This window comes from Enterocloster sp. (assembly GCF_057861365.1).
Genome location: NZ_DBMACH010000002.1, coordinates 26242 through 44486, shown reverse-complemented (window position 1 = coordinate 44486; position 18245 = coordinate 26242). Strand labels below are relative to the sequence as shown.

Sequence of the window (18245 nt, the reverse complement as noted above, 5' to 3'; positions counted from 1 at the left end):
CCTTTCTGCTAAAATCCGTATCGGCATAACAACTCTTTCGACAACTCTGTTTCATTGCTGTTGTCTATGAGTTTCTGCACATATTTCCCTAATATATCATTTTCAAGGTTTACCATATCCCCGACTTGTTTATTCTTGAGAATTGTTTGCTCCAAAGTATGAGGGATAACGGATACCGAAAAATCTGCTTTCGATACTTTTGCGACAGTAAGACTAATACCGTCAATAGCAATCGAACCTTTTTCAACAATTAGATTTAAGATTTCTCTTTGCGTATTGATTTGATACCACACCGCATTTTTGTCTCTACGCACAGACGATATTCTACCTGTCCCATCAATATGCCCCGTAACAATGTGACCGCCCAACCTGCCATTCATAGGCATAGCTCTTTCTAAATTCACAAGGTTTCCATGTCTTAACAGGCTAAGAGCCGTTCTGTTCCATGTTTCATTCATCACATCAACTGTAAAAGATTGTCGAGTGAAACAAGTAACTGTAAGGCAGATACCATTGACTGCTATGCTGTCGCCTAAATGTATATCCTCTAATATTTTTGAAGCTTTAATGGATAGTTTACAGTTACAAGTATCTTTCTGTATTCTTTCTACTTTACCGATTTCTTCTATTATTCCTGTAAACATGGATAAATCACTTCGCTTTCTATGAAATAATCATTTCCCACTTGAGAAAAAGCATATGGTTTGAGCATAATGGCGTCATTAGGAAAAGCAACACCTTGACCACTTACAGGGCTTTTTGCACTCCCACCAAATATTTTAGGTGCTATATAAATTTGCACCTCATCAACAATCTGTTGCTCAAGAGCACTCCAATTCATTGCACTTCCACCCTCTAAAAGTAGACTGTCTATCTGCATATTTCCTAAACATTGCATTAAATTCATTAAGTCAATATGATTACCTTTTTTCTTCGTATAAATAATTTCACAACCACATTTTCTGTAAAGAGCAATCTTACTTTCATCAATAGAAGAAGTAGCGATATATGTTTTAATGTCATTCGCTGTTTTGATAATTTTTGATGTAATGGGTGTTCTTAAATCTGTATCACATACGATACGAATAGGATTTTTCCCGTTTTCTAATCGGCATGTCAGTAAAGGGTCATCTTGAATAACGGTATTCACTCCTACCATGATCGCAGTAACCTTATGCCTGAATTGATGTACTTGTTTTCTCGCCTTTTCGCCACTTATCCATTTTGATTGATTTGTATAAGTTGCTATTTTCCCGTCCATTGTCATTGCATATTTCATAAAAACATAAGGAATATGCCTTGTAACATATTTTCTAAAAACTTTGATTAACTGTTGACACTCCATTTCTAAAATTCCTATCACAACTTGAATGTTGTTTTCCTCAAGTACCTTTACACCTTTTCCAGACACAATAGGATTACAGTCTAAAGTTCCGACGACTACTCTCGTAATGCCACTTTTAATAATTGCTTCTGTGCAAGGTGGTGTCTTACCATAGTGACAGCATGGTTCAAGTGTTACATAAAGTGTTGCTCCTACAGGTGACTCCCTACAATTTTTTAGTGCATTTCTCTCTGCATGCAATCCACCAAAGATTTCATGGTATCCCTGTCCTATAATTCGATTATCTTTTACAATTACTGCCCCAACCATAGGATTAGGATTGACATAGCCAGCACCTTTTTTTGCCAGTTTTATTGCTAATTTCATGTATTCTGTATCGCTCATTTTTACACCTCCAAAAAAATACATGCCTTGAATAAAATCTATCCAAGACATACAAAAGAGGATTTATGCGATTAAAGAAAATGCTCTGAAACAATATAAAATCATTCCAGAGCACGCAAAAAAGCATAAACTTACTTTCATCTTCTTTCATCCAGACTATACTGTCGGCTTTGGAATTTCACCAAATCATGCCTTTCGGCTCGTGGGCTATACCACCGGTAGGGAATTACACCCTGCCCTGAAGATAGTTATTCAATTACGAACAATTATAATATTTGATATTATATCTGTCAATAAAAAGTTTTTTCTCGTTTATCCAAATACAATAATTTGCAAGCAGGTAAACACAGGTTATTTCTTAATATCCTTTTGTTTGGGAAACTCCCCAGTCCCAGATGGCCATATAGACCACGCCGGAGCAATCGCCGTTGGACAGTTTCTGCCGCTGACCGTCTTTGAGAAGATAAAAGGATGCAATCTGTGACATGGTGATTCCTCCTGAAAGTTAATCTTACGCGTCTCCTCTTTGCTCCAGCAAAGCAAAAACTTCATTCATATCCATTTCGAACATGACACTGTTTGCCTGCACCGGTGCAAAGTAGTAGGAAACTTTTTCTGTGCCAAATTCCTGCTCTATCTGCTCCCATTCTGAAGTGGGATAAATACAGAAAGCAAGGGTATCGCTACCGAGCGAGCCCATATACCAGCGGAGCTGATACTGCGGCGACAGATACTCCTGAATACTTCTCAGCGTAGTGTCACGGTCGGTACAATCATCTGCGTAGGGGATCGGTGCGCTGACACCATTCTTTTTCATAAAAATATCAACACCGCGTTCTTTTTCTGTTTCCACACATTCAAACTGAATTTTATCTTCATCAGGCAGTTTTTTATTGAAGTATTCGATGATAGATTCATCAAAATCTCTCCAGTCCACCCAGATCAGAGCATCGCTTTCCCAAAATTCGTCCTGATGTTCCTCATGTTCCGATAAAAACTTTCTGATTTCTTCCATACCGATTTCCTCCGTTTTGTTTTCTTACTGTAATTTATTATGTCTTTTTGAGATACTCCCGGAAGCATTCGATGAACTCCCGATTCCGCTTAGGGACATCGACCCCCTTCCGATGTGGGAAGAACCCTTCCTGTTCCACATCGTCCAGCAACTTGGGCAGATTCGAAAACCGGGCAAAGAACGGTAGTGCATAGTCTTGGATCTGCCCGGAAATCTCCTGGATAGAGCGTTCCCGCTCCAGCAGAGTAGATACCTCATAGCGGGGGAAGTCATCATACCGGCGGGTCAGCCGGGCGATGGAGGTGCCCACGATACCATCATAGGTTTTCTCCGTCCCTTCCTGCTCACTGCGCCACTTGGCAATTACCGGGGAACTCACATCGAAGAAAGCAGTAAAAGTGGTGGAGCCAAAGCGGATGGAGGGGGAAAAGTAAAAGGAGAACACAAAGATGCCGTCTTTTTTGTAGATGTCATTTTTGCTCTTGCGGTATTTGTAGCCCAGCGGGATCAAAGGCTCCGCGATCCGCTCACAGGTATAGACGAAGATCTCGCGGTGCTTGGTTCCCTTGGGAAAATCCTTCTTCTCCATGTTGCCACCTCAATCAAAATCCATCCAGACCAGGTGCTTTCCGCATTGGAGGCACTGGAACAGATAGCATTGCAGGTGCCCGCCATTGACGGATTCCCGGATCATATTTTTCTGCTCCTCGTCCCACATGGGATCGTCCAGCACCTCCTCCAGCACACCCAGTGCCCGCAGTTCTCTGGCACCCACATAGCCCAAAAAGGCACAGTAGTCGCCGCAGTGAGCTCGCCAATATTCCTGCTGCCAGCCGGAGTAGACGGGGGTGCGGTGGATCAGCTCGTCCAGTTTTTCCAGATCGTCTACACCATCATCCAGAGAGAAATCATCTTGAAAACTACCATCATATTTCCGGGCTGCTTCGCCGTTGGCGATGCACTCTGGGCACAGATATGCAATATCCTCCACGGAAAAAAACGGATTGGTATAAAAAATATGAGTCTCCTTGCCACAGCAATCACAGACAACACCTGTTGTGGACTCCTCAAAAGCGCCAGTTTCCAAAGGGTTCGGGTGATACCGGAAGGTGGGCAGGCCCAGTTTGGCCTGCCACTCCTTCTCTTTCTGCTTTTCCTCCAGCATTTTTGGCTTAGGAATGGCGTAGTGGTTGCCCCAGTTTTCCGCATAGTCTTTCAAGACTCCCAACCGCTTGAGCATTTTTTTATTCGAGCGATTTCCAATTTGGCGGAGCAATTCATAAGCATCCTTCTTAAAGTCCAGCAGATCATATACATCCACCAGCACCGCCTTTTCCTGCTTGTCTTCCGATTGCTCCAGTTTCTCCTTGAAAGCATAGAGAGCGCGGACACTGTCTGGATTTCCTTCTGTCTCCCGAAACTGCTTTTGTAGTTCAATATATTGCTTCAGGTATTCGTTCATGTTCACAATCTCCCATCAATCCCACCAGAAATACCAGGCAGTAGACTGCCACAGGACATCCGCCAGATTGCCCACAGTGGGGGCATCCTGCTCCTGGTTCACGATATCCGGGCAGAAACCATATTGTTCTGTAGCAACTTCCATTGCCTTCTCCTTGGGAACAGGGGTCGGGAGTAGGAATTCCAACTCATCGTGGCTCATAGCAGCAGGGATGGCGCCATACTGCTCAAACCAGTATTTTGCCACTGCCATCAGCTCCGGCGTATCCGGACACTCATTCCAGTTTCCAAAGGGTAGATAGGCGAAGAGCTCCCAAGGGTTCTTTACCGGAATTTTAGCCAGAATAAGGGGATAAGTCATGTGACAATCTGAATCCCAGTAGCTGGAAAAGCGGCAGTTTTCATAACCATCCTTCATCTCGCCCAGAACTTTCTCCTCCCAATTCATGTCATCGTCCTCAGCTTCTTCCTTACGCTGACCAGTCAATTCTTCCAGAACGGCCTTCCCATCCTTTACAGGCGCTTCTATCATCTTCTTTCGATACTCCTCTACCGTTTTGAGGTCAAATTCATAGCAGTCCACATCATGATCCGGGTCAGCGTTCATTACCAGACACTCCAACAATGTTTCATCATCCGCTCGAATAAGGATAGGAACAAAGCCATCATGGAAACTGTCCCGCTTAGCGTAGCTATACGCAGCCATAATGGGGTCATCATCTGCCATAGCGGGAAAATAAGTACATTCGCAGTCCAAATATTCCATAATAGCCTGGGCCACCTCGGAAGGCTCCAGGGTATCCTCATCAAAGTTCTGTCCTTTCCAGTTTTCAAATCGCTCTCCAATTACCTCTGCCATAGCCTGATAATAATCCTCGTCAAAAGGAATGAACAGATAGGCTTCGTCTTGAATCTCCTCAGAGTAATTGCGTTCCTGCCCGATGACGCTGATTGCGTAGTTGTCAATGTCACTTGGGAAATAGGGACTATCCGGCTCCCCATAGTAGTAGGAAGCAAATGCTCGGCCAATTTTGTTGAATAGCGGGCCGACCAGCTGACCATCCAGTTCATCTCGGATAAATTCCCTTAGACCCACGCTGTCAGGATCAGCCTTGACCTTTTCTACTACCTCTCCGTACTCCACAAGGAATTTCTTATCCATCAGGTCATGCTCCATGCACCAGCGCAGGTAAATGGCCATGTGGTTGTAGGCGTTGATCTCATCCACTGGAAGAGCCTTTTCCTCAATGGTTTCCAGATGCCCGTTGGCATCATCCATTTCCACCACATAGTCGTCATCACTACTATCATCTGACTCGCTATCCAACGGTTCCCATCCGATTTTCAAAGTCATCTGCTCCTCTGGCAGAGAAACACCAGCACTGCGGGTAATGGTATGCTTATCGTCTGCCGAAAATCCGATGGTCTCACCATCTTTCAGCGTCACATCACACGCCAGCACATAGGAGGCAAGGCTTGCCAAAAAGTCCCGCAGATCCTCCGGCTCGGCGTCGGTGTTCAGCACCTCCATCTCCTCCTTACCGAACACATCCATGCCGTAAGTGTAGCCGTTCAATCCGCCCTCGCTCCGGTACAGGCCGAACCAGACCCAGTTGAAGATGGGCAGTTCGTCCTCTTTCATCATATTGGCGAAGCCCTCGTAGAATCGGGGTTCAAACACCACACCGCTGGTAAAAACGCCGGTAACATATTTCTGCTTACAGCACACTGCCATTGCCTTAGTAAACAGCTTGCCCCGTTCCAGCAGTTTTTCCTCCTCGCCAAGTACTGCCACCATGATATGGGCCTTGTGCGCTTTAGCCGCTTCTACGGCTTCTGGCCACATATAGTTATTTTCGGCGTTAATCTCTGCTTCGCTATCCGGGATGTGACCAGGAAAGAGTGTCGCAACCAGCATCATGCCGCCAACTTGCATTACCACAGCATCGCTGCTGTTCTCATCATCTTCATCTGCCCCATCTGATCCTTCATCCACAATGCCCCATTCTTCCCTCAGATCCCGGATAAACTGTTCCTTGTCCCACTCCGCTTTGGACAGGAGCACAGACCCGGCAAAGGAACCCTTACAGTCAGTTTCCTCCTCGTCGGCGTCATCCTCTTCGTCAAGATCCCCTGCCTCTTCATCTGGATCATAGAGGGATTCATGCTCCAGTCCACAAATAAATTCCTCAAAGCTGTCTGCCAGATGGGTCATCTTGTAGTCGTTCTCCTGATCCACATGGACCACCGCAGGCTCTCCCTGGGGGCCGCAGGTCCGGTAGTCCAGGAAGATCATATCGTGTCCGGCGCTGGGACAGTCACAAATGGCCACACCGATAGCGGGATATTCCCACTCATCGATCATAAACTGGCTGCCCAATTCCCCACACAGGGAATATCTCTTTTCCCGTCCAATACCCAAAATTCCTGTAATGGCCACATGATCTTCCGCCCAACTGGTCGGCTCATCGCAGGGATAGCAGGTATTCACCGGGATGCCGCCGTTGTGCTGCTTCATCAGCCAGATGTAGGAGGCAGGCAGCTTGTAGCCCAGTTCCTCCTCCACGCTGGCGATCAGTTCATCGGAAGGCAGATCACTGACATACTCTTTTAGTGCATACCAATTATCATCCCAAAAGTTGGTAAGGTCGAAGTCCTCGAAAGGGGTATCGCCAGGCACGAATTTTACCTTCTTGTTCCTGCTGTGCTGGTATTTCCGAATCTCCGCCTTACATTCCCGGATTACCGCTGTGGCATTTTCATCCTCTGGGTCCAGTTCTGCCCACCGCTGGGCATAGTGGATAGCTTTTTGCTCCTGGCCGTGGAGATACTGATAGCCGTAGGCCATCCGCATATTCCACTCCGCCTTGTCCTCTCCTTCTTCTCTGACGGACTCCAGCACCTCAATGGCGCGAAGCAGAGCCTTATCCCCTTTGTAGTTGGGGGTTCCCTCATCGTGATCGCCGATAATGGCGTAGTTTTCCAGTGCCCTCGCCAGCGCGTAGGAAATGCGGTAGTTCCGACCGTCCTCCGGGATGGCATTCAGTGCCTGGATGCAGCGGGTGTACTCGTCCTCGTCGTTCCACTGCTCCAGCTGTGTAAAGAATGCCTCCTCGTTTTGCGGGGTGTAAGGGATATAGTCTATACCATTCAACGTTTCGTTCAACTCGTCATCCTGATTCTCAGTTTCTGGCCCATCATCTTGTTGTTTTAGGGGCACAGATCCTGCTTCACGGCGGAAGGTATGGAAGATGGCCCATGGGATGTCCGTGCCTTCAAAGAACTCTTTTGCCATGTTCAGTGCCTCTCGGATGTCCCAGGCGATGAAGTCCACATAGCCGCAGTAGAGGCCGCTGGCCCCGCCGGTGAGAGTAAGCACTTCCGAACCGTCCCCGATGGTAAACAATTCCTCCAGCTTGTCCCGGAAGTCGAAGATTTTCTGACTGCCTTCCTTCTCTCGCAGGGTATCCAGGGGATAGCAGAAAAAGCCCGCCACCGCGCCGTCGGCATGGAGATCGTCCATAAAATCATTGTCGGCATTCAGATAGCCGTTGATGAGCGGCACACAGTTAGTGGAACCAGCAATTACATCCAGCCGCCAGTCGGTATCAGGGTCCTTGTTGGGTTCCATTTTGTAGCCAATGTAACTGTCCAGATAGGCTGCCGGATCGGTGGAGAGTTCCAGGCCCCGATCCTTCAGAGCATCAGGAAGTTGAGACATAAGAATGGACGGCTCCGCCTTGGGTTCCACCAGCACATCAAAGCTGTCTATATATCTCATGTGGGGGATCTCACCCAGCACCTGGTCGGTAAGGGTGGTGAGCAGCCACCAAGCCCGGCCTTCCTCCTCCCTGAGCATAGGCAGCAGCTTTTCGCAGTAGGCGGAGATGGCGAAGCTGTTTTCACCCTGCTCCTCCAGCCAGATCTGCACATCCTCTCCGGAAATCTCCCAGCCATCCTCTGTGCGCAGGCCGATATTCTGGAGGGGCTGACGGCCCACCAGGATATTCCAGTGCTCCAACACCTTCTTGGGAGCGTGTTTCTGGAAATAGACCAGTTCGAACAATTTGACTTTGTCGCCCTCCGGGGTGAGGATCAGCTCATGCTTTTCGCCGCCCACGCCCAGTTCAAAGGAGATCTCATCAAAAACCAGATTCAGGGTTTCCTCCATTTGGGCCACGATCTCCGCACCACGGATGTGATCCTTGTCCTCGTCCATCATCTGGCGCAATTCTGCTTCCATTTCGGCAAAGGTTTCCCACCAGTTCTCTGTCCGCTCTCGGAAGCACTCCGAGAACTGCGGCAGGGAAATGCCCTTCCTGCACCAGTCGATCAGCTCCATGGTGTCCTCGTCACCAGGGCGGGCCTCCAATGCCTTTTCAAAGTATCGCAGAGCCCGGCCCTCTTGATCCAGATAAAAGTAAGAGTAACCCATGCGGAAGTTCCAGTAATAGTCGTCCTCGAAGTATTCCTCATGGGGCTTTAGCAGAGCGAGGGCCTTTTTGAGCATTTCTTTGCAAGTTGGCTTATGTGGGTCTGCCAGATTGTTATAGGCGCGGGCCAACTCGCTGTCCATCTCAGGGGTACGCTCCTCGGCGGGGATGGCCTCCAGCGCATCAATAATTTTATGTTGTTTGCTCTCCTCATGCCACTTCTGGCACTGCTTCAAAATGTCCATATCAGTCTCCTCCTCGTCCTCATCCGGTTTCCAGTCTTTGATCTGCTGAAACACACCATTCTCATCCCGCTCAAAGGCACAGGGAGCGAGTGTATGCAGCAGAGGAATGATGTCGGGATCGTCGTTGCAGATCGTATTCAGTTTGTAAATCCCGGCATTGTTGGGGGCGTCCATGTACGCCTCGCTCTCGTCACCGGCGGTAAAGCGCCAGCCGCTGTCCCAGCCGCCGTCCGGCTCCTCCCGGTAGCAGTAGCCCACCTTGCAGCCCTCTACCGTGATGCGGTTGGTGGCGATGCAGCCATCGGCGCCCTCCCAGTCAGGGAGCAGATGTTTCACATCTTCCGCCTTTACATGGTAGTTCCGGTTACGGCCGGGGGATTCGTACAGCTCTTTCCGCAGCATCTCCACCTGATAAGCCATATCTGTGATCTCATCCTTACCCATCATCTCACTGATGTCATAGGACAGGGGATCTTGGACAAAGTCCGCCATGGCCTTATTCATGGCGTCGTACTCCTCCGGCGTAGCAGTGATGCGGATACGGCGGGCGGGGGTGTTGTACTCGTCCAGATCCTGAAGGTTTACACTGCCGCTGACGCTGCACTCCAGCAGAATGGCGGCCAAATCGGTGACCACATCACTGGCGAAGTGGAAGTCCATCTCCACGCCATTGGAGTGGGTGAACTCCAGATACTCCACGGTTTGGCGAAAGTCCCAGTTCTGCTTGTCCAGACCGATCTTGGCGAAAATCTCGCTGAGGGGGATCTCCTCTTGCTTCTGGTCCTCCAAAAATGCCACAAGGTTCAGGCTGTCATCCGAGCCGCCAATAAAGTTGCCCCAGTATTTTTTGATATACATCTGTCACGCCTCCTGTTCTGAATCCAGTCGATCAATGAGCTGATTCAAGTGTTCCAACCACGCAGGAGCGATCTCACCGCTATCCTCGTTCTTCCAAAGATCCACAATCTCACGGATGCCGTCCTCGTCCGGCACCTCGTTTTTGATGTCGGTGAGCTGCCGCAGCAGGAAGGCAATGGCTTCTTTGTATGCTGTGAAACCGGTGACTTTATCCCATATAGCTTCTTCATGATCGTAGTCCAGCTTGCCGTTATCCTTCCATTGGAAATACAGCTCCGCCAGAGCCATCGCAGTATTGTCAAAGAGGAAGTCGATTTGTGAAAAGTCAGATCCCAGCATGACTTCCTCTTTCATCAGTTCAATCATCTCGCCCAGATCCATTACCGGATGCTCCGGTACATATTCATTTTTGAGGATGTCCAGTACATCCAGCCCTTCGTCACGCTCTAATGCTTTTATACCCCATGCTCCCATGTCGGCACCTCTCTTTCTTTATTTCGTATCAAGCTTCTATTGTCAATCATGGTTCTCCACCCGGATAATGGGCCGGTAGAAGTCATAATCTCCGTTTAGTTCCTTGTCCTCCTGCACTTCCGGCTTACAGTGGGGCGAACAGGGTAGGAAACCGAGAAATGGGCCCAGCCCGCCGCAGATATTGCACCCGCCGTCACCGCCGCATGTGGTAAGTCTATCAGACTGCACCACTTCCCGCATATAGGGATCGTAGGCGATGGACAGGCCGAAGAAGTTGGGTTCCTCCATATCATAGGGCCGGTTCTCATCCTCATCCATGTCCTCAAACCAGCGTAGACGCATGGAGTAGTCTAACCCATCTCCCCATGGGAACAGGGTCCGACATCCGCCGCCGCACAGGTAGGCCCACTCGTCCGCTGTGGGCAGCGAAAGCCCCTGCTTTTCCAGCCCGGCAAGAAGTGCATCGTAGTCTGTGCAGTGATAGATCCAGGTATGAAATCCATCTTCTGTCCGTTCTATGCGGGCCGACTGATGCAAGGTAAGACTGCTGCTGTCACTCCAAGCAAAATCACGGAATTCCTTCAGCCAGTCAGGGTGGGCAGTCAGCCTGGGATCGTCCATTTTGACTGGCTCCCAGTTAATTTCCTCCAGTTCCCGGCCCACCAGCATGGGGTCAATGGCCGCCTGCCGAACGGGAGCCATACTCTCTCCAATGAGTTCTGTCGGGTCCTGCTCCATTTCCCATTCCTGGAACAGATACTCCAATTCCTCCCGGCTCTCCTGATTCAGTCCCACGGCAAACTGCTCCCAGCCCAGGGTGACGGTATCGCCGGGGACAAAGACGAACTCCCGACCATCTTTCTCGAAGATGCCGGTGGTGCAGCTCTGGCCCCAGTGGTCAAAGGTATGTAGACCGAGAAAGGTCATAGTATAACGAGCAGCCAGGCTTTCCATCAGCGCCTGCTTCTCGGTGGTATCCATTTGATTGAATTGGGGACGGGACAGTTTTTCGTTCATGGAAAGTCCTCCTTCGATTCGTTTTGCGTGTTCCAGCAGATAGCTCTGACCATCCTGCTTGGCCCATTCCAAGTATTGTGGAAGCAGGTCGGAATGGATGGCATCCAGTGAAATCAGAACGGCGATCCGCTGGTATTCCTGAAGTTCAGGAGAGTAACAGTTGCGCTCCCAAAACAGCGGAGCGAACTGTTCCACACAGTCAGGACGCAGAGCGGGCATCGCCAAAAGCGCCCGACGGCTCACATATTCATTGGGGTCCTTTGCGAAATCCAGAATTATATCCCTGACTTTCTGACTACATGAGCATTCCGGCAGATAGGCGGCAAACTGCCACTTGGCCTCATTCTCATTGGAGGCTGCGGCCCTGCGGCAGAGGCACTCAAACCATTTGGGATGGGAAGTGGTTTCCTGTATAAATCCCTCCGCTTCGTTGGCTCTGGCAATTAAATAGACCATCTCATCCAGCAGAAAGCTGTCTGCCATTTCTGCATCCATTTGGGTCAACACATGGCAAAAGGCATCAAATATATCATTCCACGCAGGGTAATCGACCTCCCACTCACCGCCAATCTCCTCGGTGGTTTTTCCGGGATAAGTGATTTCCTGCCACTGATGAAATTTTCTTGCCTGCTCCAGCAGGCACTCCCTGATGTCCTTTGCCATACGCTTACCTCACGATTTTCCGAAATGGTCCAGATATAACTCCCGCACAGAATAAGGACCTACAAGGGTTGTTTCCTGTTGGCCATCCCAGGAATACACATGAATTTTGCCCTCGTCCCCAATGTACTGCTGCTCCTCAAAGGATGCAGGGAAGGGGAAGCTTTCTACCATGCTCCAGTCGATCTTGGGTTTCAGCCCATCAAACTCCTCGCGCTTGAGCCTTTTGAAGTTAAACACCAATGCTGCTCCAATCCCATCGAACAGCAAGTCTGCGTATTCTCTGGGGGTGATGCTCTCGCTTACATTGGCAGCGTCAATATTGACATCCAGAACCTTGTTGCCGCAGTTTGTCCAGATTTTGTCGGGAGAGAACCAGGTGGTGCGTTCCTCGGCGTCTGCAAAATCCTCACGGGGATACCATCCGTTTGCGCTGTCCGACTTGACGCCTTCCCGAAGCGGCCCGTTGTACGGGGAAAGCGGATAATATCGGTGCCGCACCGGATCAAATCGGTGAAACGAAATTTTCAGCAGATACCTATGCTTTTCGCTGAGCATGAGCTTATGGGGCTTCACGATATGTTCTTCGATCAAACTCCAAATGTACTCATCCACACGGATGGATACACGGGGACGGTCGAATAGTGTGATTTTGTTGGTGTCTGTATCCACATTGAGCCAGACGCGATTGATCTCAACCATTGTCATTCCTCGCTTTTCAAAACGCTCCGCTATAAAATCAGCTTTCCCAGATGGCCTCAAATTCCGCTTTCTCTATGACGCAGGCGTGGAACTCCTCGCCCCAGATATGGGCGTTTAATTCCTCCACGGTGGGGATGGGCGTAATTTCAATAGCTCCATCGTAAAGGTCAGGTATGTTGCGGGTGCGGCCATCCGCAGAGATGTCTATGGAGCGGAGGGCCAGCCGCTCATTTTCGGTATCAACTTCATAGAGGATTACCGACGGCTCTCCCTCCGGCGCATCCTCCCAAAAGAGTTTGATGTACTCGATCATTCCATTTCCCTCATTTGAACCAATGCCACCCTGTCTCGGTATATGTAATCCTCCCCATGGCCCATGCGCCAGCCAATGGAGTATCGCTCGATCTCCCGGTGGGCCAGCCAAGGGGGAGGCATGATTTTCTTATCTTGTAGTGCCATATTGTTTTCCTCATTTCTCTTGCAGCTTCTTCAGCAGCTTCACGATCCGCTCCCGGTTCTTTGCGGTTTTCATGAAGGTGGGGAGATGGTCAGCCTGGGTCATTTTCGCTCTTCCCGGCGGCTTTTCCCGCAGGTCGGCGCTGAGATAGCCGATCAGATAGGCAAGATGTTCTCGGTTGAGTGCCCATACAGGTTTTCCCTGAAATGAAGTCAAAAACCATAGTTCCAACCCGAAATAAGGTTCTCGTCCATCCCTGATTTCGCCAATATATGAAAACGCCTCCGCTGTTTTATGGACTTCTCCCGGCATGATTGTCCCACAATAGGGGCAGGCCACATGGAGAACGGAAAAGTGCTGCCTTTCCTCATCTTCAATATCCACCCGGTAGTACCTGCCGCAGTTTTTGCACTGGTTATGGACATCATAGCGGTAGATCGTCCGGTCACGGGCCACCTGATGGCCGCAGCTCAGGCAGCGGAAATAGGCGTTATCCTCATCCGCGGTCACCACGCCCGTGCCATGACACTTGGGGCATTTCACCTGAATGCCGGAGGTGAGAGCGTCGTATGCACTGTATGTAAAGTAGGGTTCATCAACAATTCGGCTCATAAACTCATATCCTCAAAAATCCCGAAGTTCCTCAAACTTCTCAATCAGGGCTTCTTTTTGAAGCGTGCTGTCTGGCAGAGCATCCAGAATATCCCGCAGAGCCATGTAGATCTCGTCCCGCTCCACGGTTTCGATAAAGCCCATCTTGTTGAAAGTCTGGGTGTAGGCGGCCACGGCATCCAGCGCCTGGGCCTGGGCATCCTCGTCCGACTGGGCAGCCAGCTTCACCAGCTGGGAACGGGTCTTGCGGTATTGACTGGCTGCCTTTTTTGCGGCGGCGGCAGGGATATGCTCCGCGCCGTCCCAGCCTCGGAAGGGATTGTCCAGGTTTTGCGCCAGCCACTCTGGTTTCCGGGGCTTGGTGATCCGCAGGTCCATTCCCGGCTTGCCTTTCCAGAGCTGCTTTGTCGCTTTTGCCGTATCTTCCGACAGGCTGGTCATCCAGAACCAGCGAAGTTCCGGCATCTGCTCCGGGGTGGGGATGTCGTCCGCCCCGTAGCCGAACAGATCAAAGGTGGAGAGGTTCGTCAGTTCCCGGAACTCTTGCACGGCGGAGAAGTTCCCAAGGTTTCCCGGCGCACCCCAGAGCCGCAGCTCCTTTAAGTGAGGATGGGCGTCAACAAGGGCGGTCAGATCAAAGTCCTTCAGCTGGATGCCATGCAGCCCCCAAAGGTTTGGCAGTTCCGTGTGCGGGCGGTATTCCCCGATAAATTGGAGGGTCAAACCGCTGCCATCTTCGGGGGCATGGATGGTACAATCGTCCGGCCCCTTGTTCTGAAATAGGAGCTGCTCTGTATCCTCACCCAGCCACAGTTCCTCCAGTCCGGTCATGTCCAGCATTAGCTTTCTGATGCTGGTGCCCCGCAGATCAAGTGTCCTCTGACCGTGGTTCAGCAGGGTTAGCTCACTGATAAAGGGATTCCCCCTCAGAAATTCCAGCAGATCCGGGTGCCACCGCTGGCAGTTGAGGTCGGAGAGGCAGGGCAGCGCCGCCAGTTCCAGCGCCGAGTCGAATGGCTCGTACTGGTCCATGATCCGATGGCTGCTGACCTTCACCGGGATACCGCCGATCTCCGTCACCCCGTCGCTCTCCGCGGCCTCCTTGAAGGCCCGCCGCCGCTCCTCCGGGATGGCCTGCCACCGGATCTGGAGATACACATCATAGCCGTCACTCCAGCCGCCGTAGGAGCGGCAGGGCTGGTCGGTGAAGGGTGGCAGGGTACCCACCAGCGTGTACTGGGGCGTGACCTCCATCGGCACCCGCAGCAGATGAAGGTCACGGGACCAGTACATGAAATCTATGTAGAGCAGGCGGAGATGAGGCAGTTCCTCCGCAGTCAAAGGGGCGTCGCCTACCCAATCCAGAGAGAGGATCACCGCCCAGGGCTCCTTGCTCACCGAGTCCGGCGGCGCAACGTAGGCCACCTGGCAGGCAGTGTAGCGTTTCAGATATTGATTGTAAACGGTATAGACCTCTCCGGCGCTGGCTTTCATGGGTTCACGCTCCTTTCATCCGTCTTTCTCTAAATAAAATCCCCACACGCAGTTGGAGAACTCTCCGGCGGCAAAGCGGTGGATCTGCCCATCGATTTCCACCTTCCAGACCTCAAAGGTATGGTTTTGGTGATAGGCAGGATCTTGGACTTTTACCCGCTTGCCAGTGGTTTGCCAGTGGTAGTCAAAGATATTTACGCCGAACAATTTGCATTGGCCGTCTGGGCCAAAGGTTTCATATTCCCAAGCCATGTGATGCCTCACAATCCCGTGCGCTGCCAGCCGTTCAGCCGCTCCTGCACCGCATCAATCTTCCAGCCTTCGCCCACGCGCTTCATAAGAAAGCGGCGGTCAAAGTCGGTGGTTTTCTCTTTGGTGTAGATGTAGAGCTTGTTTTTGGTGATCTGCTCTGCGTCAAGGAATTCTTCCCCGTTGTAGGTGCCCTGGGCGCTGTACGAAAGGCCCAGGGGCCGGAAGCCCATACGGGGCTTTTCACTCACATACTTCTCCCAGATCGCCAGCAGGCGGGGTACAGCCTCGGCATCCTCAAACCCGGCCTGCTCCATATACCGCTCCCATTCTGTCATCTCGGCAAAGAAAGCGGACAACACACTGCGGCATTCCTCCGCCGCCTGCTCATCCAGATGGACGGGCTTTTTGGCCTTTTCTCGCTGGAGCTGGGAGAAGTGTTCCATCTGCTCCTTGGTGAATTGCACATGGGCCACCGGCTCAATGCGGTTGTTGCCAGCGATGGCCAGCAGGCCATTATAGGTAACGGCGGTATGGTCGATCTGGATATGGGAGAGCTTGGGGATGGAGGCCGCCTGGAGCAGACCGGCGTCGTCCAGCCCGGTCCGATTAAGGGTCAAAAGGTCCAGCTTGCTGCCGTGCAAGGCGGACAGGCCGCTGCCGTGAATGGCAGAATTGCCGTCCAACAGCAGATAGCGAAGTTTGGGCATGGGGTCAAAGATGGGGAAACAGGCGTCAGTGAGGGAGCCGTTCTCTACGCCGAAGTTAGCCATACTTTTATGTCCGGCAAAGGGTATAAGCAGTTCATCCGTCGCCGGATAATCTTTCACATGGAAGCCCACCAGGGTGTAACCGGCCAGCCGCTCCATGAGTTCCATAGTCAGTTCCGGAATTTCAAATTTCTTTTCTCCGTCCAAGGTCAGAACGCCGTTTTCCCAGTCCGCTGTCCGCGCCCGTTTTGGTAATTCCATGATGTACCTCCTTATTCCTGCTCCTTATAACTGGCTTCAATGTCAATGAACCGCACATACACGGCGCAGACTTCGCCCTTGGCGTCGTAGCCGAAGTAGACGGGATAGTAACCGTCACCCCAGCCAGAGGAGAAGATGGGCAGGTTGCAGTCCGTGTCCGGCACTGTCCAGTTGAGCCAGTCTCCGTCGCTTCCCTGATATTTAGGGTGAGCTTTGGCATTTTCCTCCATCAAGTCGCAGAACAGGTCGTTGTAGGGGTCAATGTCCGGGGCCTCCTCCAGCCGCTTGGCCCAGTATGCCTTGAAGGCCGCCTGGGTCTGGATGTCCGCAATACACCCCATCCCGGCGTCTACGCCGAAACCGAAGTAGTCGTCATCTCCCAGCGCCGCGTCCAACTCCTCGTTGCCCACCATGCCCAGCTCATAGCGGACAGGTTTTTCCTGAGAAACCGCCACCTTGACGCAGGCGTAGCGGTCGCCGTATTGTTCGCTGGGCACCACGCAGATTTTCACGGGATAAGTTCCGGCGGGGATCATTTGAAGGAACGGCAGAGTGTCCTCCAACTCCACCAGTGGGTCACAGGCGAAGATCTGCCCGGTGGGGAAATGGACGGCGCCGATGTCCAGTACATCCACCGCCATGTTCCCAATCACTTTCTCTGTGAAATGGGCCTCCAAGTCATCTTTACAGGTCAGTTTGTTCTTGATTACTTCGTATTTGTTCAGCCATTCAGTTGTAGGCATATCAGTTTCCTCCTGTTGATTCTGTTTCTTGATGTACACACTCTTTGAGCCGTCCCAGTAGCAGTTCACACACCGGCCATTCTGGAAATGATGGTCACAATTCGGGTAGCCATAGAGAATATGGGCACATTCCGGGCACAGTCCCATCATCTGTGAGGAGCCTTTGAAAAACAGGCTGCCGCACTCATCACAAACGGCCAGTTCTTTTTCTGCCATAGGGATCACCAGTCCCGTTCCCGGATGGCCTCTTCGGTGTCAATAGGAATGCCAAACCACTCCAGAATGTAGGCCACGGTTGCCGCAATACATTCTCGTGCCACCGTTTCGAGTTCGCTGTCGTGCTCGTCAAACTCCTCCTGGAGATCATTGATGCCGCAGACCGCCTCATCCAGCGTTTCCTGCACCACTTCGGTGTCGGTTTCGCCGCTCTCCAGCAGGTCGATGACCTTCTGAAGCTCGTCCTTTACCTTGTCCACCAGAAAATCAGGATAGTAATCATCCTGGTACATCTCGTCCAGCAGTTTATAATTGGGGTCAAATGTTTTCATATAAGTGCTCCTTTCTCATTCAAACATCAAACCGTATGATTCGGTCAAGCTACCATCATCCTCATGGAAAACACACTGGTACACAGGCTCACGCTGGGTTGCTTTGCGGAACCGCTCCAGAACCGGAGACAGCGGCGCACCGGTAGGGATGCCGAGCGCACCAGACACCCACCGCAAGCTGTCCACATCCATATCTTCCAAATTGGTGTTACGCTGTCTCTGCCCATATTCCTCCAGTGTTTTGGAATCCACATACTGCTTTGTGTCACAGCAGTCGTGCCAGCAAATGCAACTCACAAGCAGAGAAAAGAGATCGTCCATGCTCTCGGCCAAACGGCCTGCCTCCCCTTCGCTGCTGTAATATCCAATGGAGCCATCTTCCAACAGGTGGTATTCTCCGCCGGAGCCATCTCTAGCAAAGGCCATGCCGGGCAGGGAAAAGGTGCATCGGCCTTCTGCGTCATCCCGCGGGGATAACTCGTCCAGCAGGAAGAAGTCAAACATCGAATCAAATTCATCCGCCAAATCAGGGTTTTCATGCAGTATTTTCAAATAGTCCATAGCCGTTTTCCTCCGT

Annotated in this window: 19 protein-coding genes and 1 riboswitch; all 19 genes read right to left on the bottom strand. The window is 51.0% G+C overall.

The genetic code is table 11. The annotated features are described in order from the left end of the window. Window positions 1-8: 8 nt before the first annotated feature. The 19 genes from ribE to ACZM6M_RS02915 all read right to left on the bottom strand — a co-directional run bounded on the left by ribE (window position 9) and on the right by ACZM6M_RS02915 (window position 18229). On the bottom strand, window positions 9-644 hold the full coding sequence (gene ribE / locus ACZM6M_RS03005) for a riboflavin synthase (protein ID WP_066549676.1): 636 nt from the start codon (window positions 642-644) through the stop codon (window positions 9-11). Continuing rightward, window positions 629-1729 (bottom strand): bifunctional diaminohydroxyphosphoribosylaminopyrimidine deaminase/5-amino-6-(5-phosphoribosylamino)uracil reductase RibD, encoded by a 1101-nt coding sequence (gene ribD, locus ACZM6M_RS03000; RefSeq protein WP_066549682.1) that lies wholly within the window; start codon window positions 1727-1729, stop codon window positions 629-631. The genes ribE and ribD overlap by 16 nt, the downstream gene beginning before the upstream one ends. A gap of 135 nt (window positions 1730-1864) precedes the next feature. Beyond that, window positions 1865-1979, bottom strand: a riboswitch (FMN riboswitch). A gap of 108 nt (window positions 1980-2087) precedes the next feature. Further along, the gene (locus ACZM6M_RS02995) at window positions 2088-2216 is read right to left on the bottom strand and encodes a hypothetical protein (RefSeq protein ID WP_278284615.1); all 129 of its coding nucleotides are present in this window, start codon (window positions 2214-2216) and stop codon (window positions 2088-2090) included. A 24-nt stretch (window positions 2217-2240) separates the two neighbouring features. Continuing rightward, window positions 2241-2744, bottom strand: coding sequence for a glutathione reductase (locus ACZM6M_RS02990; protein WP_066549685.1), 504 nt, complete (start codon window positions 2742-2744; stop codon window positions 2241-2243). A 37-nt stretch (window positions 2745-2781) separates the two neighbouring features. Continuing rightward, a complete protein-coding gene (locus ACZM6M_RS02985; RefSeq protein ID WP_296038027.1) occupies window positions 2782-3333 on the bottom strand; it encodes a DUF4304 domain-containing protein in 552 nt (183 codons plus the stop codon). A 9-nt stretch (window positions 3334-3342) separates the two neighbouring features. Continuing rightward, the gene (locus ACZM6M_RS02980) at window positions 3343-4206 is read right to left on the bottom strand and encodes a CbrC family protein (RefSeq protein WP_419042876.1); all 864 of its coding nucleotides are present in this window, start codon (window positions 4204-4206) and stop codon (window positions 3343-3345) included. A 15-nt stretch (window positions 4207-4221) separates the two neighbouring features. After that, entirely contained in the window at window positions 4222-9741 is a 5520-nt protein-coding gene (locus tag ACZM6M_RS02975) for an immunity protein Imm33 domain-containing protein (RefSeq protein WP_340277791.1), read from the bottom strand. 3 nt (window positions 9742-9744) lie between these two features. Beyond that, window positions 9745-10215, bottom strand: a complete 471-nt coding sequence (locus ACZM6M_RS02970; protein WP_489489657.1) for a DUF4259 domain-containing protein — start codon at window positions 10213-10215, stop codon at window positions 9745-9747. 42 nt (window positions 10216-10257) lie between these two features. After that, window positions 10258-11895, bottom strand: a complete 1638-nt coding sequence (locus ACZM6M_RS02965) for a hypothetical protein (protein ID WP_489489656.1) — start codon at window positions 11893-11895, stop codon at window positions 10258-10260. Between the two features lie 9 nt (window positions 11896-11904). Next, on the bottom strand, window positions 11905-12594 hold the full coding sequence (locus ACZM6M_RS02960) for a hypothetical protein (protein ID WP_066549702.1): 690 nt from the start codon (window positions 12592-12594) through the stop codon (window positions 11905-11907). A gap of 37 nt (window positions 12595-12631) precedes the next feature. Beyond that, window positions 12632-12907 (bottom strand): DUF6881 domain-containing protein, encoded by a 276-nt coding sequence (locus tag ACZM6M_RS02955; RefSeq protein ID WP_066549704.1) that lies wholly within the window; start codon window positions 12905-12907, stop codon window positions 12632-12634. Then, complete coding sequence (locus tag ACZM6M_RS02950; RefSeq protein WP_242963018.1) at window positions 12904-13053, bottom strand: hypothetical protein; 150 nt, start codon at window positions 13051-13053, stop codon at window positions 12904-12906. The genes ACZM6M_RS02955 and ACZM6M_RS02950 overlap by 4 nt, the downstream gene beginning before the upstream one ends. 10 nt (window positions 13054-13063) lie before the next feature. Next, a complete protein-coding gene (locus tag ACZM6M_RS02945) occupies window positions 13064-13663 on the bottom strand; it encodes a hypothetical protein (protein ID WP_066549707.1) in 600 nt (199 codons plus the stop codon). Between the two features lie 12 nt (window positions 13664-13675). Then, the gene (locus tag ACZM6M_RS02940) at window positions 13676-15157 is read right to left on the bottom strand and encodes a hypothetical protein (RefSeq protein ID WP_340277783.1); all 1482 of its coding nucleotides are present in this window, start codon (window positions 15155-15157) and stop codon (window positions 13676-13678) included. Window positions 15158-15172: 15 nt separating this feature from the next. Then, complete coding sequence (locus ACZM6M_RS02935) at window positions 15173-15409, bottom strand: hypothetical protein (protein WP_066549712.1); 237 nt, start codon at window positions 15407-15409, stop codon at window positions 15173-15175. Between the two features lie 8 nt (window positions 15410-15417). Continuing rightward, a complete protein-coding gene (locus ACZM6M_RS02930) occupies window positions 15418-16377 on the bottom strand; it encodes an NTF2 fold immunity protein (protein WP_066549717.1) in 960 nt (319 codons plus the stop codon). 11 nt (window positions 16378-16388) lie between these two features. After that, window positions 16389-17336 carry a DUF4241 domain-containing protein gene (locus tag ACZM6M_RS02925; RefSeq protein ID WP_489489651.1) on the bottom strand — a complete coding sequence of 316 codons (948 nt, stop codon included), beginning with the start codon at window positions 17334-17336 and terminating at the stop codon, window positions 16389-16391. Window positions 17337-17341: 5 nt separating this feature from the next. Beyond that, complete coding sequence (locus tag ACZM6M_RS02920) at window positions 17342-17668, bottom strand: DUF5713 family protein (protein ID WP_489489649.1); 327 nt, start codon at window positions 17666-17668, stop codon at window positions 17342-17344. A gap of 15 nt (window positions 17669-17683) precedes the next feature. Then, on the bottom strand, window positions 17684-18229 hold the full coding sequence (locus tag ACZM6M_RS02915) for a hypothetical protein (protein ID WP_489489647.1): 546 nt from the start codon (window positions 18227-18229) through the stop codon (window positions 17684-17686). Between the last annotated feature and the right edge of the window lie 16 nt (window positions 18230-18245).

Coding starts and splice junctions, on each gene's coding strand:
- ribE (WP_066549676.1), bottom strand. CDS start 644: ATGTTTACAGGAATAATAGAAGAAATCGGTAAAGTAGAAAGAATACAG.
- ribD (WP_066549682.1), bottom strand. CDS start 1,729: ATGAGCGATACAGAATACATGAAATTAGCAATAAAACTGGCAAAAAAA.
- ACZM6M_RS02995 (WP_278284615.1), bottom strand. CDS start 2,216: ATGTCACAGATTGCATCCTTTTATCTTCTCAAAGACGGTCAGCGGCAG.
- ACZM6M_RS02990 (WP_066549685.1), bottom strand. CDS start 2,744: ATGGAAGAAATCAGAAAGTTTTTATCGGAACATGAGGAACATCAGGAC.
- ACZM6M_RS02985 (WP_296038027.1), bottom strand. CDS start 3,333: ATGGAGAAGAAGGATTTTCCCAAGGGAACCAAGCACCGCGAGATCTTC.
- ACZM6M_RS02980 (WP_419042876.1), bottom strand. CDS start 4,206: ATGAACGAATACCTGAAGCAATATATTGAACTACAAAAGCAGTTTCGG.
- ACZM6M_RS02975 (WP_340277791.1), bottom strand. CDS start 9,741: ATGTATATCAAAAAATACTGGGGCAACTTTATTGGCGGCTCGGATGAC.
- ACZM6M_RS02970 (WP_489489657.1), bottom strand. CDS start 10,215: ATGGGAGCATGGGGTATAAAAGCATTAGAGCGTGACGAAGGGCTGGAT.
- ACZM6M_RS02965 (WP_489489656.1), bottom strand. CDS start 11,895: ATGGCAAAGGACATCAGGGAGTGCCTGCTGGAGCAGGCAAGAAAATTT.
- ACZM6M_RS02960 (WP_066549702.1), bottom strand. CDS start 12,594: ATGGTTGAGATCAATCGCGTCTGGCTCAATGTGGATACAGACACCAAC.
- ACZM6M_RS02955 (WP_066549704.1), bottom strand. CDS start 12,907: ATGATCGAGTACATCAAACTCTTTTGGGAGGATGCGCCGGAGGGAGAG.
- ACZM6M_RS02950 (WP_242963018.1), bottom strand. CDS start 13,053: ATGGCACTACAAGATAAGAAAATCATGCCTCCCCCTTGGCTGGCCCAC.
- ACZM6M_RS02945 (WP_066549707.1), bottom strand. CDS start 13,663: ATGAGCCGAATTGTTGATGAACCCTACTTTACATACAGTGCATACGAC.
- ACZM6M_RS02940 (WP_340277783.1), bottom strand. CDS start 15,157: ATGAAAGCCAGCGCCGGAGAGGTCTATACCGTTTACAATCAATATCTG.
- ACZM6M_RS02935 (WP_066549712.1), bottom strand. CDS start 15,409: ATGGCTTGGGAATATGAAACCTTTGGCCCAGACGGCCAATGCAAATTG.
- ACZM6M_RS02930 (WP_066549717.1), bottom strand. CDS start 16,377: ATGGAATTACCAAAACGGGCGCGGACAGCGGACTGGGAAAACGGCGTT.
- ACZM6M_RS02925 (WP_489489651.1), bottom strand. CDS start 17,336: ATGGCAGAAAAAGAACTGGCCGTTTGTGATGAGTGCGGCAGCCTGTTT.
- ACZM6M_RS02920 (WP_489489649.1), bottom strand. CDS start 17,668: ATGAAAACATTTGACCCCAATTATAAACTGCTGGACGAGATGTACCAG.
- ACZM6M_RS02915 (WP_489489647.1), bottom strand. CDS start 18,229: ATGGACTATTTGAAAATACTGCATGAAAACCCTGATTTGGCGGATGAA.